The sequence below is a fragment of the Citrobacter sp. BIDMC107 genome (assembly GCF_001037575.1).
Classification (GTDB): Bacteria; Pseudomonadota; Gammaproteobacteria; order Enterobacterales; family Enterobacteriaceae; genus Citrobacter; species Citrobacter freundii.
Genome location: NZ_KQ089848.1, coordinates 2481323 through 2496599, shown reverse-complemented (window position 1 = coordinate 2496599; position 15277 = coordinate 2481323). Strand labels below are relative to the sequence as shown.

Genomic DNA, 15277 nt, shown 5'->3' with positions numbered 1-15277 from the left:
TTTATCTAAAAATACATTTAAAACAAAAAGTTAGTCACAATCATAACAATAATATTTCGTTAGAATTTTCTTTTTATGACACTGAAAACAGTAGTTGAAGATGACGGTTTGTCACATAAAACAGGCGGGATAATTGATTAAAAACAGAACAAGTTTAAAAAAATGCCCCGCTTGTAGCAGGGCATTTCCAGTTCAGTTAAGCACGGATTACTCTACGGTAACTGACTTCGCCAGGTTACGCGGCTGATCGACGTCGGTGCCTTTAATCAGTGCCACATGATACGCCAGCAGCTGCAGCGGAACGGTGTAGAAGATCGGTGCAATCACCTCTTCCACATGCGGCATCTCGATGATGTGCATGTTTTCGCTGCTGGTAAAGCCAGCATCCTGGTCAGCAAAGACGTACAGCTGACCGCCACGGGCGCGAACTTCTTCAATGTTGGATTTCAGTTTTTCCAACAATTCGTTGTTCGGCGCAACCACGATAACCGGCATATCGGCATCAATCAGCGCCAGCGGACCGTGTTTCAGTTCACCTGCGGCATAAGCTTCAGCGTGAATATACGAGATCTCTTTCAGCTTCAGCGCGCCTTCCAGCGCAATTGGATACTGATCGCCACGGCCAAGGAACAGCGCATGATGTTTGTCAGAGAAACCTTCTGCCAGAGCGGCAATGCGTTTGTCCTGAGACAACATCTGCTCAATACGACTCGGCAGCGCCTGCAGACCGTGAACGATCTCCTGCTCAATAGACGCATCAAGGCCTTTCAGACGGGACAGTTTCGCCACCAGCATCAGCAGAACGGTCAGCTGAGTGGTAAATGCCTTCGTGGAGGCCACACCGATTTCGGTACCGGCATTGGTCATCATCGCCAGGTCGGATTCGCGCACCAGAGAAGATCCTGGTACGTTACAGATAGCCAGCGATCCCAGATAGCCCAACTCTTTAGATAAGCGCAGGCCCGCCAGGGTATCCGCCGTTTCACCAGACTGAGAAAGGGTAATCATCAGGCTGTTACGGCGCACGGCGGATTTGCGATAGCGGAATTCGGAAGCGATTTCGACATCACAAGGAATACCCGCCAGCGATTCAAACCAGTAGCGGGACACCATACCGGAGTTGTAAGACGTACCGCAGGCGATAATCTGGATATGCTCAACCTGAGACAGCAACTCGTTGGCACGCGACCCCAGCTCGCTTAAATCCACTTCACCGTGGCTAATGCGCCCGGTCAGCGTATTTTTAATCGCGTTCGGCTGTTCGTAGATCTCTTTCTGCATGTAGTGGCGATAAATACCTTTTTCGCCCGCGTCATACTGCAGATTCGATTCGATATCCTGACGTTTCACTTCTGCGCCAGACTTGTCGAAAATAGAGACAGAACGACGAGTCACTTCCGCGATGTCACCCTCTTCCAGGAAGATGAAGCGACGGGTTACCGGCAGCAGCGCCAGCTGATCGGAAGCGATGAAGTTTTCGCCCATACCCAGACCAATCACCAGCGGGCTACCAGAACGGGCCGCCAGCAGGGTTTCCGGATTACGGGTATCCATGATCACCGTGCCGTAGGCACCACGTAGTTGGGGAATAGTACGCAGCACGGCTTCACGCAGCGTACCACCCTGTTCCAGTTCCCAGTGCACCAGGTGAGCAATCACTTCGGTGTCGGTTTCAGAAACAAAGGTATAGCCACGCGTTTTCAACAGCTCACGCAGTGGTTCATGGTTTTCAATGATGCCGTTATGCACCACAACAATGTGTTCAGAAACATGAGGATGCGCGTTCGCTTCTGAAGGTTCACCGTGTGTCGCCCAACGGGTATGAGCGATACCTGTACCACCATGCAACGGATGTTCTTCCGCAGCAGCAGTCAGCATCTGCACTTTACCCAGACGACGCAGACGGGTCATGTTACCTTCAGCATCGACGACGGCCAGACCAGCAGAGTCATAACCACGATATTCCAGACGACGTAAACCTTCGAGAAGGATTTCAGCTACATCACGCTGCGCGATAGCGCCAACAATTCCACACATATTTTTTGATTCCGAATTTAGGCATTATGCCTGTCGTTGTCGCTGACCTGTATTTGCCCTTTCCGGGCGCCCCGAGCCTTGTAGAGAGTGGGGTTATTTTTATGGTACTGCTTGTTGAGCGGAGGATTATGTTATCCCCTCATCTCTTGTCTGCCTGATGGCGCTTACGCTTATCAGGCCTACAGAACGTCACCGCACGTAGGCCGCCATCCGGAAAAAATCACTTACTTCTTCTTCACCGGACGCTGCCAGCCCTGTTTATGGACCTGAGGTACACGGCTTAATACCAGTTCGTTATCGGCGACATTACGCGTTACGGTGGTTCCAGCGGCGATGGTCGCACCGTTACCCACGGTGACAGGCGCCACCAGCTGAGTATCAGAACCCACAAACACATCATCACCAATAATGGTTTTAAACTTATTGGCGCCATCGTAATTGCAGGTAATCGTACCCGCGCCGATGTTCACGTTATCGCCAATTTCCGCATCACCCAGGTAGGTCAAATGACCGGCTTTGGAGCCTTTACCCAGACGCGCTTTTTTCATTTCGACAAAGTTACCCACGTGCGCGCCTTCCTGCAGCTCAGCACCCGGGCGCAGACGTGCGAATGGACCAATGGTGCAAGCGGCTTCCAGATGCGCATCTTCCACCACACTATATGGACTAAGCTCGCAACCCTCACCAATCACGCTGTTTTTGATGATGCAGCCGGCGCCAATCTTGACGCGATCCCCAACGGTTACGTTACCTTCAATGATAACGTTAGTATCAATTTCAACATCGCGCCCATGAATAAGCGTACCGCGAAGATCAAAACGTGCCGGATCGCGCAGCATCACGCCTGCCAGCAGCAGTTTTTCTGCCTGCTCGGACTGATAAACACGTTCCAGACGGGATAGCTGAAGACGGTTATTCACCCCTTCAGTTTCGCTAATGCGTGCCGGATGTACTGCAGCAATTTCACGTCCTTCCTGATACGCCATCGCGATGATATCGGTGATGTAGTATTCACCCTGCACGTTGTTGTTGGTCAGTTTAGACAGCCAACGCTTCATGTCAGCACCGTTGGCAATCAGGATACCAGTGTTTATTTCCTGGATTTGACGCTGCTCGTCGGTGGCATCTTTATGCTCAACGATACCCGTGACATTGCCGTTATCGCGGGTAATTCGGCCATAACCGGTTGGGTCATCAAGTTTTACCGTTAGCAAGCCAATCCCGCCCTGCGGTTTGGCTTCACGCAGGCGACGTAAGGTATCGGTAGAGATCAGCGGCACATCGCCATAGAGCATTAAAATGTCTTCATCATCACCAAAGAATGGCGCCGCCTGCTGCATTGCATGGCCGGTACCCAACTGTTCCGCCTGCAGAACCCAGTTCAGATTGCCATCTTTCAGCGTCTGCTTGAGCAAATCACCACCGTGCCCGTAGACCAGATGTACGTGAGTCGCACCTAATTCATTAGCAGCATCAATGACATGCTGAACCATCGGTTTTCCTGCGAGGGTATGCAGCACTTTAGGGAGATCGGAATACATACGCGTGCCTTTGCCTGCGGCAAGGATCACGACGCTCATAGCATTATTCAACATACACATCCTGACTGTAATTTGAGAACGAATTTATACCGTTTCACATTGAAAATACTACATTTTTTTCAGCGTGAAATGGACCGAAGATAAAACGTTCAACAGGGGTAATTCCCCATCTGATAACTCACTATTTTCGTCTAAATCAGTATCTTTTGTCTGCCAAAAACCTGGGGGCTGCTCTTATTAAAGCCTTAGGTTAATGTTTTTGCTATTTTTTCACCGCATGAATAAAGAGTTACACATGCAAAGCCCGATTTTATTTATGTGATTCAGTGAGAAACCGAAAATGCGTACGCGAAATAAAAAGTTGAGGGAGAAGAGTAGGGGAGGGGATTTATAACAACAAGTGGCGCTGACTGATAAACCATATCAAGCATCGCGCCACAGGACAGGCAGGTAAAGTCTAAAAGCTCATATTGCTGAACATGGCGATGATTTTATTGAGTAATTTCATGTTGGCATCTCTTTTTATCTGATTTTATTATGTGACACACATCACATAAAAAGAGTCTACGCCGCATTTTTTAGCCAATCAATATTTTTATGATCTAAATCACAAAACAGCTTTCAATTTAAATGTTCTTGCAGCAAAAGCAAAAAAAAGCCAGCCTGGAAACCAGACTGGCCTTTATGCTTTTCAAGCCGGTGTTACATCGCTTTTTTGGTCAACTCGATAACGCGCAGTTTCGCGATCGCTTTGGCCAGTTCCGCAGATGCCTGAGCGTAATCCACGTCACCATGAGAGCTCTTGATGTGCTCTTCAGCCTTACGCTTCGCTTCCAGGGCTCTCGCTTCATCGAGATCCTGTCCGCGAATCGCGGTATCAGCCAGAACGGTCACGCTGCCAGGCTGCACTTCGAGAATGCCGCCGGACAGGTAGATAAACTCTTCATGACCGAACTGTTTAACGATGCGGATCATACCAGGCTTAATGGCGGTGAGCAGCGGTGCGTGACCCGGGAAAATACCCAGTTCACCTTCACTACCCGTTACCTGGATTTTCTCGACCAGACCAGAGAACATTTGTTGCTCTGCGCTGACGACGTCCAGGTGGTAAGTCATTGCCATATCACCCTCCGATTAAGGCGTTAAAGTTTTTTGGCTTTTTCCACGGCTTCGTCGATAGAACCAACCATGTAGAACGCCTGCTCTGGCAGGTGGTCGTATTCGCCTTCCATGATGCCTTTAAAGCCACGGATGGTGTCTTTCAGGGAAACGTATTTGCCCGGAGAACCGGTGAATACTTCCGCAACGAAGAACGGCTGGGACAGGAAGCGCTGAATCTTACGTGCGCGTGCTACCACCAGTTTATCTTCTTCAGACAGTTCATCCATACCCAGGATGGCGATGATGTCTTTCAGTTCCTGATAACGCTGCAGCAGGGACTGTACGCCACGCGCGGTGTCGTAGTGTTCCTGACCAACAACCAGCGGATCCAGCTGACGGCTGGTGGAGTCCAGCGGGTCAACTGCCGGGTAGATACCCAGAGATGCGATCTGACGGCTCAGTACCACGGTTGCATCCAAGTGAGCAAAGGTGGTTGCTGGGGATGGGTCAGTCAAGTCATCCGCTGGTACGTATACCGCCTGAACGGAGGTGATAGAACCGGTTTTGGTGGAGGTGATACGTTCCTGCAGAACACCCATCTCTTCCGCCAGGGTCGGCTGGTAGCCTACCGCTGATGGCATACGACCCAGCAGTGCAGATACTTCTGTACCGGCCAGGGTGTAACGATAGATGTTATCAACGAACAGCAGAACGTCACGACCTTCGTCACGGAACTTCTCAGCCATGGTCAGACCGGTCAGCGCAACACGCAGACGGTTTCCCGGCGGCTCGTTCATCTGGCCATATACCAGGGATACTTTGTCCAGAACGTTGGAGTCGGTCATTTCGTGGTAGAAGTCGTTACCCTCACGAGTACGTTCACCTACGCCCGCAAACACGGAGTAACCGGAGTGTTCGATCGCGATGTTACGGATCAGCTCCATCATGTTTACGGTTTTACCTACACCCGCACCACCGAACAGACCAACTTTACCGCCCTTAGCGAACGGACACATCAGGTCGATAACTTTGATACCGGTTTCCAGCAGTTCCTGAGAGCTTGACAGCTCTTCGTAGGAAGGTGCTGCACGGTGGATAGCCCAACGCTCTTCTTCACCGATATCGCCTTTCATGTCGATCGGGTGACCCAGAACGTTCATGATACGACCCAGCGTTGCTTTACCTACCGGGACTTCGATCGGGTGCTCGAGGTCTTTAACTTCCAGACCACGACGCAGACCGTCAGAAGAACCCATTGCGATGGTACGTACGATACCGCCGCCGAGCTGCTGCTGAACTTCCAGCACCAGGCTCTCTTTACCATTCATAACCTCAAGAGCATCGTACACGCGCGGTACGGCATCCTGAGGGAATTCGACGTCAACCACGGCGCCGATTACCTGGACAATTTTTCCAGTAGCCATCTTGAATCCTCTACGAATTAACCTGGTTATACCGCGGATGCACCACCGACGATTTCGGTGAGTTCCTGAGTAATGCTGGCCTGACGAGCTTTGTTGTATACCAACTGCAGCTCTTTAATCAGGCTGCCGCCATTGTCGGTCGCGGCTTTCATCGCCACCATACGTGCGGCCTGCTCGCTGGCCAGGTTTTCTACCACGCCCTGATAAACCTGAGACTCGACATAACGACGCAGCAGGGTATCCAGCAGCGCTTTCGGGTCTGGCTCATACAGGTAATCCCAGGATTTACGCTTCAATTCATCATCATCTGATGCCGGCAGAGGCAGCAGTTGGGTGATGGTTGGCGTCTGAGACATGGTGTTAATAAATTTGTTGCTGACAACGTACAGTCTGTCCAGGCGACCTTCATCGTAGGCCTGCAGCATCACTTTAACCGGACCGATCAGTTCGGACAGGGAAGGGTTATCCCCCATACCGGTTACCTGAGCAATCACATTACCGCCAACGGAGTTAAAGAAAGACACGCCCTTAGAGCCGATCATTGCGATATCGCACTGAACGCCTTTATCGGACCATGTTTTCATATCCGCCAGCAGCTTTTTGAACAGGTTAATGTTCAAGCCACCGCACAGACCACGGTCGGTCGACACCACCAGGTAGCCCACGCGTTTAACGTCGCGTTCTTCCAGGTAAGGGTGCTTATATTCCAGATTACCATTCGCAAGGTGACCAATCACTTTGCGCATGGTCTCTGCATAAGGACGGCTGGCCGCCATGCGATCCTGCGATTTACGCATTTTGGAAGCGGCGACCATCTCCATCGCTTTAGTGATCTTCTGCGTGTTCTGGACGCTTGCGATCTTACTACGTATCTCTTTTGCGCCGGCCATGAGCTTCTCCTCAATGCCTTGCGGTCCACCCTAAAGCAGACCGCCAGACGTTACCAGGACTGGGTTGCCTTGAAGGAATCGAGGATAGCTTTCAGCTTGCCTTCGATTTCATCGTTATAGCCACCGGACTGGTTGATCTCTTGCATCAGCGGAGCGTGGTCACGGTCAACGTAAGCCAGCAGAGCGGCTTCGAAGCTACCGATTTTCGCCAGTTCCACATCTTCGAGGTAACCGCGTTCAGCCGCGAACAGCACCACACCCTGCTGTGCAACAGACATTGGCGCATACTGTTTCTGCTTCAGCAATTCAGTTACTTTCTGACCGTGGCTCAGCTGCTTACGAGTAGCTTCATCCAGGTCGGAAGCGAACTGAGAAAACGCTGCCAGTTCACGATACTGCGCCAGCGCGGTACGAATACCACCGGACAGTTTCTTGATGATCTTGGTCTGCGCTGCACCACCAACACGAGATACGGAGATACCCGGGTTAACTGCCGGACGAATACCGGAGTTAAACAGGTTGGTTTCCAGGAAGATCTGACCATCGGTAATAGAAATTACGTTGGTCGGAACGAACGCAGAAACGTCACCCGCCTGGGTTTCGATAATCGGCAGAGCGGTCAGGGAGCCGGTTTTACCTTTAACTTCACCATTGGTGAACTTCTCAACGTATTCCGCGTTTACGCGGGATGCGCGTTCCAGCAGACGGGAGTGGAGGTAAAATACGTCGCCCGGGAATGCTTCACGTCCTGGTGGACGACGCAGCAACAGGGAAACCTGACGGTAAGCAACAGCCTGTTTAGACAGGTCATCGTAAACGATCAGTGCATCTTCACCGCGGTCACGGAAGTATTCGCCCATTGCGCAACCGGCATATGGTGCCAGGTATTGCAGTGCAGCAGATTCAGACGCGGTCGCCACAACAACGATGGTGTTGGACAGTGCGCCGTGTTCTTCCAGTTTACGAACCACGTTAGAAATGGTGGACGCTTTCTGGCCGATAGCCACGTACACACATTTGATGCCGGAATCACGCTGGTTGATGATGGCATCGATTGCCATCGCGGTTTTACCTGTCTGACGGTCACCGATGATCAGCTCACGCTGGCCACGACCGATTGGGATCATGGCATCAACAGATTTATAACCGGTCTGTACTGGCTGGTCGACGGACTGACGTTCGATTACGCCCGGTGCGATAACTTCGATTGGCGAGAAGCCATCGTTATCAACCGGACCTTTACCGTCAATCGGGGAACCCAGAGTGTTCACCACACGACCCAGCAGGCCACGGCCAACCGGAACTTCCAGAATACGACCCGTACACTTAACCTTCATGCCTTCGGCGAGGTCAGCGTATGGACCCATCACAACTGCACCTACGGAGTCGCGCTCCAGGTTCAGTGCGATAGCGTAACGGTTACCCGGCAGGGAAATCATCTCACCCTGCATACAATCGGCCAGGCCGTGAATGCGGATAACACCGTCACTTACAGAAACAATAGTACCTTCGTTGTGAGCTTCGCTCACAACATTGAACTGAGCAATGCGCTGCTTGATCAGTTCGCTGATTTCGGTGGAATTCAGTTGCATGCTCCAGTCCCCTTAAGACTGCAAGACGTCTGCAAGGCGTTCAAGACGGCCGCGTACGCTGCCATCAATGACCATATCACCCGCTCGGATGATTACGCCTGCCATTACAGACTTATCGATTTTGCAATTCAGCTTAACTTTGCGTGACAGACGTTTTTCCATCGCTGCGCTAATCTTCTTAAGCTGTTCATCACTCAGTGCATTGGCAGAAGTAACTTCTACCTCAGAGATAGCCTCACTGGCTGCACGCAGGTGAATAAACTGCTCAAGAACATCCGGGAGCGCATTCAGACGGTTATTTTCAGCCATTACCCGAATCAGGTTTTGACCGCTTTCGTCCAGTTGCTCACCGCATACGGCGATAAACGACTCAGCGAGCGTTTCCGGCGCCAGCGCGCCAGAGAGAAGCTCTGCCATTTGTTCGTTTTTTGTCACCTCAGCGGCAAACATCAGCATATCCTGCCAACGGTCAACGCTTTGGTGCTCAACGGCAAAGTCAAAAGCTGCTTTGGCGTAGGGGCGAGCTACCGTAACAAATTCAGACATCAGCCCCTCCCTCCTTACAGTTCAGCGACAAGTTTGTCCACGATGTCGCTATTAGCAGCTTCATCCACGGAACGTTCGATGATCTTCTCGGCGCCAGCAACAGCCAGGATAGCAACTTGCTTACGCAGCTCTTCGCGAGCACGTTTACGCTCGGCTTCAATTTCCGCCTGCGCCTGTGCCACGATTTTAGTACGTTCCTGCTCTGCTTCAGTTTTAGCTTCGTCCAGGATCTGAGCACGGCGTTTGTTCGCCTGCTCGATGATTACCTGAGCTTCCGCCTTCGCTTTTTTCAGCTGGTCGGTCGCGCTGGCCTTTGCAAGGTCAAGATCCTTATGTGCTCGTTCTGCAGAAGCAAGGCCGTCAGCAATTTCTTTTTGACGTTTTTCGATGGCAGCCATTAAAGGCGGCCATACGTACTTCATGCAGAACAGAACGAACAGGACAAACGCGATGGCCTGGCCGAGGATTGTTGCGTTAAGATTCACAGCACAATGCCTCTATCTAGTTAACGTTCTGATATTGCTCTTAATTCAAGCAACGCTTACTACGCGACAGCAAACATCACGTACAGACCCAGACCTACAGCGATCATTGGGATTGCATCCACCAGACCCATAACGATAAAGAACTGAGTACGCAGCAGAGGAATCAGATCCGGTTGACGCGCTGCGCCTTCCAGGAATTTACCCCCGAGGATGCCGATACCGATCGCAGCACCGATTGCCGCCAGACCCATCATCACAGCGGCAGCAATGTACAGCAGATCCATATTCAGGTTTTCCATGACAGTCTCCAGTTTGTTTCAGTTAAAACGTAGTAGTGTTGGTAAATTAATGCTCTTCAGATGCCATCGACAGATAGACAATCGTCAGAACCATAAATATGAAGGCTTGCAGCGTGATAATCAGTATGTGGAAAATGGCCCACGGCACATTCAGGATCCACTGTGACCACCACGGCAACAGACCAGCAATCAGAATGAAAATCAGCTCACCAGCGTACATGTTACCGAACAGTCGCAGACCAAGTGAGATTGGTTTGGACAGCAGGCTTACCCCTTCAAGGATTAAGTTGACAGGGATGAACGCCCAGTGATTGAACGGCTGCAGCGTCAACTCTTTCGCGAAGCCACCGATGCCTTTCATTTTGATGCTGTAGAACAGAATGAGGATAAATACGCCCAGCGCCATCGACAGGGTGATGTTCACGTCAGCAGACGGAACCACACGCAGAGCCGGTAGGCCGAAGATATGCTCACCGATGTACGGCAGCAGGTCGATAGGCAGCAAATCCATCAAGTTCATCAGGAATACCCAGACGAAAATCGTCAGGGCCAGCGGAGCAATCAGCTTGCTTTTGCCATGGTACATGTCTTTCACGCTACCATGCACAAAGCCGATTACCAGCTCAATCGCAGTCTGAAATTTACCTGGTACGCCGCTGGTCGCCTTTTTGGCTACGCTACGGAACATAAGCAGGAACAACAGACCCAGAACCACCGAGAAGAAAATGGAGTCAATATTGAGCGTCCAGAAGGTGGCTGGGGGGTTGTGCGGATCCACCAGCGAGAATGTACGTAGGTCCAACTGAAGGTTATTCAGATGGTGTCCTATGTAATCCTGCGGCGTCATATTTTCTGAAGCCATGATGCCTTTACCCTTTGTTGTTAATTACAGCCGGCGCCAGTATCTGAACCACCAGCACCAAAACCCACGTAACGATCAGCGGCATGAATACCGCTTTCAAAACAGCCAACGCCACCACCAACAACACCAGCATAGCTAATACCTTGAAGGCTTCGCCGAAAGCGAACGTCCAGGCTACTCGGCCTTTAGCTGGTGTATGTGCCTGGTGACGCCAGGCAAATATCATAAACAACACATTAGGCAGTAACACTGCCAATCCACCGCACAATGCGGAGATGCCCCAGAAAGGGTCTTTGAGGCTAAATAGCAGTCCACTTGCTATTACCGCCAGAAACTGTGTGAGCAAAAGCTTACGAGCAACGTTTCGACTCAAGAGCGACATAGACATCACGTTTTTACTCCTGCTCCCTTCGAGGTATGCCGCGTGTCGTATAAAACGTTCTTTATGGCTTAGAGTCAAGCATCAAAAAGCGGTCAAATTATACGGTGCGCCTTCTCGATTTCAAACAATAAGTAGCTAAAAAGTGAATAAATGTTTAAATATTTTTCGCTACGCCACATTTATCACTTTTATGCAAACTGTGAACGATCATGCAAAACTGCAAAAGCCGCGTAAACACTGGCTGCAAAGCGTGCACCAGATCACATATTAAGCATATTCGCCCCGGCACTATTTATTTACTTGGCAAATGATGCCATTTCAACTTTTTGATATTTAAGCCTAAAATTCGTTACTGTTTTAAAAATAGCGAATAACAACAAAAAAACCACCCATTGACATTTATAATAAAAAATTAACACGAGCGGTGATTCTTTGATTCTATTTTTAGCAGGCTGATATTTTCACAGCTGACTTGTTTCACTTTTAACAAAAAACGGTACGTTATAGTTATGATGCAAAACCGTAAGGCATTAGTGAAATGTAACGACATTTAACCACACTATTCCTTATGACTTTTAACACCCGAAGAACCGTTTTTTTTCTATTTTTTTTGATAAAAATTAAATTTTGTTTGGCTTAATAACCACCAGATGACGTTCACCATCCAGTTGCGGAACGCGTAATTTTTCGACCGACTCGACGCTGAATTCTGCAGGCAACGAGGCAATTTCATCTTCAGGCAACTGCCCTTTTAGCGCATAAAAACGCCCTTCCTGACCAGGCAAATGATGGCACCAGCTCACCATATCATTGAGTGACGCGAAAGCACGGCTAATCACCCCATCAAACGGCGGCTCCGAAGGGAATTCTTCAACGCGACTTTGCACTGGAGTGATGTTAGTAAGCGCAAGCTCATGCTGCACCTGGCGCAAGAAACGAACGCGTTTTCCCAGGCTATCCAGCAGTGTGAAATGCGCTTCAGGACGTACGATGGAGAGAGGGATTCCCGGTAGGCCCGGACCAGTGCCGACATCGATAAAACGCTCGCCCTTCAGGTACGGCGCGACGACAATGCTGTCCAGAATATGGCGCACCAGCATTTCGTTGGGATCACGCACCGACGTCAGGTTGTACGCTTTGTTCCATTTATGCAGCATATCGACATACGCAATCAGCTGATTTTTCTGGTGATCGGTAAGAGAAATACCGGCATCAGCCAGCAGACGAGAGAGTTTGTTGAGCACGGTCGTTACCTGTAAATAATCTATTGCCCGACGCGCTGTCGCTTATCGGGCCGACAAATTTGTAGGGCGGGCAAACGAAGCGCTCCCGCCAAAAAGTGATATCAAGCGCTGCGACGCAGCATACCTTGTTTTTTCAGCCATACCAGCAGAATGGAGATGGCGGCAGGTGTTACGCCGGAAATACGCGATGCCTGACCGATCGATACCGGTTTGTGATCGTTCAGTTTGGCAATGACCTCATTCGACAAGCCGGAGACCTGACGATAATCCAGCGTTGCAGGCAACAGGGTGTTCTCATTACGCTGTTGTCTCTCGATCTCTTCCTGCTGACGGGCGATATATCCTTCGTATTTCACCTGAATTTCAACCTGTTCTGCGGCCTGAGCATCATCAAGCGCAGGTGCAAACGCAGATAAAGAGGTCAACTGAGCATAGGTCATATCCGGGCGACGCAGCAGATCTTCACCGCTCGCTTCACGTGACAGAGGTGTCGCCAGGTGAGCATTCACTTCTGCAGCGGACTCCGCTAACGGATTCACCCAGGTTGATTTGAGACGCTGGCGTTCTTGTTCAATACGCTCCAGCTTCTCGTTGAAGCGAGCCCAACGCTCATCGTCCACCAGTCCCAGCTCACGGCCAATTTCGGTCAGACGCAGGTCGGCGTTATCTTCGCGCAGCATCAAACGGTATTCCGCGCGTGAGGTGAACATGCGGTACGGTTCTTTGGTGCCCAGCGTACACAGATCGTCCACCAGCACACCAAGATAAGCCTGATCGCGGCGCGGCGCCCAGCCGTCTTTGTCAGCAGATAAGCGTGCGGCGTTCAGACCAGCCAGCATCCCTTGCGCGGCAGCTTCTTCATAACCGGTCGTACCGTTGATCTGACCAGCAAAGAACAGACCCTGGATGAATTTGCTTTCCAGAGTAGGTTTCAGGTCGCGCGGATCGAAGAAATCATACTCAATCGCGTAGCCAGGACGGACGATTCTGGCATTTTCCATCCCCTGCATGGAACGGACAATTTGCATCTGCACATCGAACGGCAGGCTGGTGGAGATGCCATTCGGGTAAATTTCGTTAGACGTCAGTCCTTCCGGTTCGAGGAAGATCTGATGTTGGTTACGATCGGCAAAGCGCATCACTTTGTCTTCGATCGACGGGCAATACCGTGGGCCGATACCTTCGATCACGCCTGCGTACATCGGGCTACGATCGAGGTTATTACGGATCACATCATGGGTTTTTTCATTGGTATGCGTGATGTAACACGGCATCTGGCGCGGATGTTGAGAAGCATCGCCCAGGAATGAGAAGACCGGCATCGGGTTATCGCTGTTTTGCTGGCCGAGCACGCTGAAATCAATCGTGCGCGCATCGATTCGCGGCGGTGTACCGGTTTTCAGGCGACTGACGCGCAGCGGCAGTTCACGCAGACGACGTGACAGCGGAATAGACGGCGGATCGCCAGCGCGGCCGCCGCTGTAGTTGTCCAGACCAATATGAATTTTGCCGTCGAGGAAAGTCCCCACGGTTAACACGACCGCTTTGGCACGGAACTTCAGTCCCATTTGGGTTACCGCGCCCACGACACGATCGTTTTCAACAATCAGATCTTCAACCGCCTGTTGGAAGATCATCAGGTTAGGTTGATTCTCCAGCGCGGTACGTACTGCCTGGCGATAGAGCACACGATCGGCCTGAGCGCGAGTAGCACGAACGGCAGGCCCTTTGCTGGCGTTTAGTATCCTAAACTGGATACCCGCATGGTCGATCGCTTTTGCCATCAACCCACCAAGCGCATCCACTTCTTTTACCAGGTGTCCCTTCCCAATACCGCCGATCGCCGGGTTGCAGCTCATCTGTCCCAGAGTGTCGATATTGTGTGTCAAAAGCAGAGTCTGTTGACCCATTCGCGCCGCGGCCATTGCGGCCTCGGTGCCTGCATGACCCCCGCCAATGATGATGACGTCAAAAGGATCCTGATAAAACATGGTGATTGCCTCGCATAACGCGGTGTGAAAATGGATTGAAGCCCGGGCCGTGGATTCTACTCAACTTTAGTCGATGGAGAAAGACCTGGGATCCTGGGTATTAAAAAGAAGATCTTTTTATTTAGAGATCTGTTTTATTGTGATCTCTTATTAGGATCGCACCTTTCTGTGGATAAGGGCGATCCTTTAAGTAAGATCAATAGGTTGCTGAGGATCATTAGCTGTGAATGATCGGTGATCCTGGTCCGTATAAGCTGGGATCAGAATGAAGGGTTATACACAACTCAAAAACTGAACAACGGTTGTTCTTGGGATAACTACCGGTTGATCCAAGCTTTTAACCAGAGTTATCCACATAAAAAAGTACGATCTTTACAAATCTCTGAGCAACGGATGCCACGATCCCAGCCAAATTTCAGCCGGATCTTCCGGAATTTCATGTTCCAGTACGTTGATCCTGAGCGTTTCGCCGATCTGTTTTGCCCCACAGGCCTTCAATTCGGCTTCCAGCTTGTCGATTGCGCCGCAAAAGGTGTCATATTCACGACTGCCGATCCCGATTGCACCAAAGTGCACTTGTGACAGGTCCGGTTTCTGCTCGCGTAAGGCATCATATAAAGGCTGCAGGTTGTCAGGAATGTCTCCTGCTCCGTGTGTGGAGCTGATAATCAGCCAGATCCCGTCAGTCGGAACCTCTTCAAGCATTGGCCCATGCAGTATTTCGCTGGAAAAACCGGCGTCGTCCAGCTTTTCAGCCAGATGCTCTGCTACATATTCCGCACTGCCAAGCGTACTACCGCTGATAAGAGTGATGTCTGCCATGATCGCCCACCTTTATAAAGAGGGCGTATTGTACGCTGTGTGCGAGCTGGGATCTACCTGT

General features: G+C 50.7%; 14 protein-coding genes. All 14 read right to left on the bottom strand.

Going from position 1 to position 15277, the window contains the following annotated elements:
- Positions 1–207: 207 nt before the first annotated feature.
- Positions 208–2037 (bottom strand): glutamine--fructose-6-phosphate transaminase (isomerizing), encoded by a 1830-nt coding sequence (glmS, locus tag SK39_RS11575; RefSeq protein WP_003023813.1) that lies wholly within the window; start codon positions 2035–2037, stop codon positions 208–210.
- Between the two features lie 224 nt (positions 2038–2261).
- Entirely contained in the window at positions 2262–3632 is a 1371-nt protein-coding gene (gene glmU, locus SK39_RS11570; RefSeq protein WP_048217016.1) for a bifunctional UDP-N-acetylglucosamine diphosphorylase/glucosamine-1-phosphate N-acetyltransferase GlmU, read from the bottom strand.
- Between the two features lie 648 nt (positions 3633–4280).
- Entirely contained in the window at positions 4281–4700 is a 420-nt protein-coding gene (locus tag SK39_RS11565; protein WP_003023809.1) for a F0F1 ATP synthase subunit epsilon, read from the bottom strand.
- 20 nt (positions 4701–4720) lie between these two features.
- Positions 4721–6103: a F0F1 ATP synthase subunit beta gene (gene atpD / locus SK39_RS11560; protein WP_003023806.1), complete on the bottom strand. Its 1383-nt coding sequence runs from the start codon at positions 6101–6103 to the stop codon at positions 4721–4723.
- Positions 6104–6129: 26 nt separating this feature from the next.
- Positions 6130–6993 (bottom strand): F0F1 ATP synthase subunit gamma, encoded by an 864-nt coding sequence (gene atpG, locus SK39_RS11555; protein ID WP_003023804.1) that lies wholly within the window; start codon positions 6991–6993, stop codon positions 6130–6132.
- Between the two features lie 50 nt (positions 6994–7043).
- Positions 7044–8585, bottom strand: a complete 1542-nt coding sequence (atpA, locus tag SK39_RS11550; RefSeq protein ID WP_003023802.1) for a F0F1 ATP synthase subunit alpha — start codon at positions 8583–8585, stop codon at positions 7044–7046.
- A 12-nt stretch (positions 8586–8597) separates the two neighbouring features.
- A complete protein-coding gene (gene atpH, locus SK39_RS11545; protein ID WP_003023799.1) occupies positions 8598–9131 on the bottom strand; it encodes a F0F1 ATP synthase subunit delta in 534 nt (177 codons plus the stop codon).
- A 14-nt stretch (positions 9132–9145) separates the two neighbouring features.
- Complete coding sequence (gene atpF / locus SK39_RS11540) at positions 9146–9616, bottom strand: F0F1 ATP synthase subunit B (protein ID WP_003023796.1); 471 nt, start codon at positions 9614–9616, stop codon at positions 9146–9148.
- Positions 9617–9675: 59 nt separating this feature from the next.
- Complete coding sequence (atpE, locus tag SK39_RS11535; RefSeq protein WP_003023794.1) at positions 9676–9915, bottom strand: F0F1 ATP synthase subunit C; 240 nt, start codon at positions 9913–9915, stop codon at positions 9676–9678.
- Positions 9916–9961: 46 nt separating this feature from the next.
- On the bottom strand, positions 9962–10777 hold the full coding sequence (atpB, locus tag SK39_RS11530) for a F0F1 ATP synthase subunit A (protein ID WP_003023792.1): 816 nt from the start codon (positions 10775–10777) through the stop codon (positions 9962–9964).
- A gap of 7 nt (positions 10778–10784) precedes the next feature.
- Positions 10785–11165, bottom strand: coding sequence for a F0F1 ATP synthase subunit I (gene atpI / locus SK39_RS11525; protein ID WP_003023790.1), 381 nt, complete (start codon positions 11163–11165; stop codon positions 10785–10787).
- A 614-nt stretch (positions 11166–11779) separates the two neighbouring features.
- Entirely contained in the window at positions 11780–12403 is a 624-nt protein-coding gene (gene rsmG / locus SK39_RS11520; RefSeq protein ID WP_003023788.1) for a 16S rRNA (guanine(527)-N(7))-methyltransferase RsmG, read from the bottom strand.
- A 101-nt stretch (positions 12404–12504) separates the two neighbouring features.
- Positions 12505–14394, bottom strand: a complete 1890-nt coding sequence (gene mnmG, locus SK39_RS11515; RefSeq protein WP_003023784.1) for a tRNA uridine-5-carboxymethylaminomethyl(34) synthesis enzyme MnmG — start codon at positions 14392–14394, stop codon at positions 12505–12507.
- A gap of 372 nt (positions 14395–14766) precedes the next feature.
- Positions 14767–15216, bottom strand: coding sequence for an FMN-binding protein MioC (gene mioC, locus SK39_RS11510; protein WP_032937104.1), 450 nt, complete (start codon positions 15214–15216; stop codon positions 14767–14769).
- Positions 15217–15277 lie beyond the last annotated feature (61 nt).

What these genes read in the sequence shown, in the direction of transcription:
- glmS (WP_003023813.1), bottom strand. Translation starts at nt 2,037, where the DNA reads ATGTGTGGAATTGTTGGCGCTATCGCGCAGCGTGATGTAGCTGAAATC.
- glmU (WP_048217016.1), bottom strand. Translation starts at nt 3,632, where the DNA reads ATGTTGAATAATGCTATGAGCGTCGTGATCCTTGCCGCAGGCAAAGGC.
- SK39_RS11565 (WP_003023809.1), bottom strand. Translation starts at nt 4,700, where the DNA reads ATGGCAATGACTTACCACCTGGACGTCGTCAGCGCAGAGCAACAAATG.
- atpD (WP_003023806.1), bottom strand. Translation starts at nt 6,103, where the DNA reads ATGGCTACTGGAAAAATTGTCCAGGTAATCGGCGCCGTGGTTGACGTC.
- atpG (WP_003023804.1), bottom strand. Translation starts at nt 6,993, where the DNA reads ATGGCCGGCGCAAAAGAGATACGTAGTAAGATCGCAAGCGTCCAGAAC.
- atpA (WP_003023802.1), bottom strand. Translation starts at nt 8,585, where the DNA reads ATGCAACTGAATTCCACCGAAATCAGCGAACTGATCAAGCAGCGCATT.
- atpH (WP_003023799.1), bottom strand. Translation starts at nt 9,131, where the DNA reads ATGTCTGAATTTGTTACGGTAGCTCGCCCCTACGCCAAAGCAGCTTTT.
- atpE (WP_003023794.1), bottom strand. Translation starts at nt 9,915, where the DNA reads ATGGAAAACCTGAATATGGATCTGCTGTACATTGCTGCCGCTGTGATG.
- atpB (WP_003023792.1), bottom strand. Translation starts at nt 10,777, where the DNA reads ATGGCTTCAGAAAATATGACGCCGCAGGATTACATAGGACACCATCTG.
- atpI (WP_003023790.1), bottom strand. Translation starts at nt 11,165, where the DNA reads ATGTCTATGTCGCTCTTGAGTCGAAACGTTGCTCGTAAGCTTTTGCTC.
- mnmG (WP_003023784.1), bottom strand. Translation starts at nt 14,394, where the DNA reads ATGTTTTATCAGGATCCTTTTGACGTCATCATCATTGGCGGGGGTCAT.
- mioC (WP_032937104.1), bottom strand. Translation starts at nt 15,216, where the DNA reads ATGGCAGACATCACTCTTATCAGCGGTAGTACGCTTGGCAGTGCGGAA.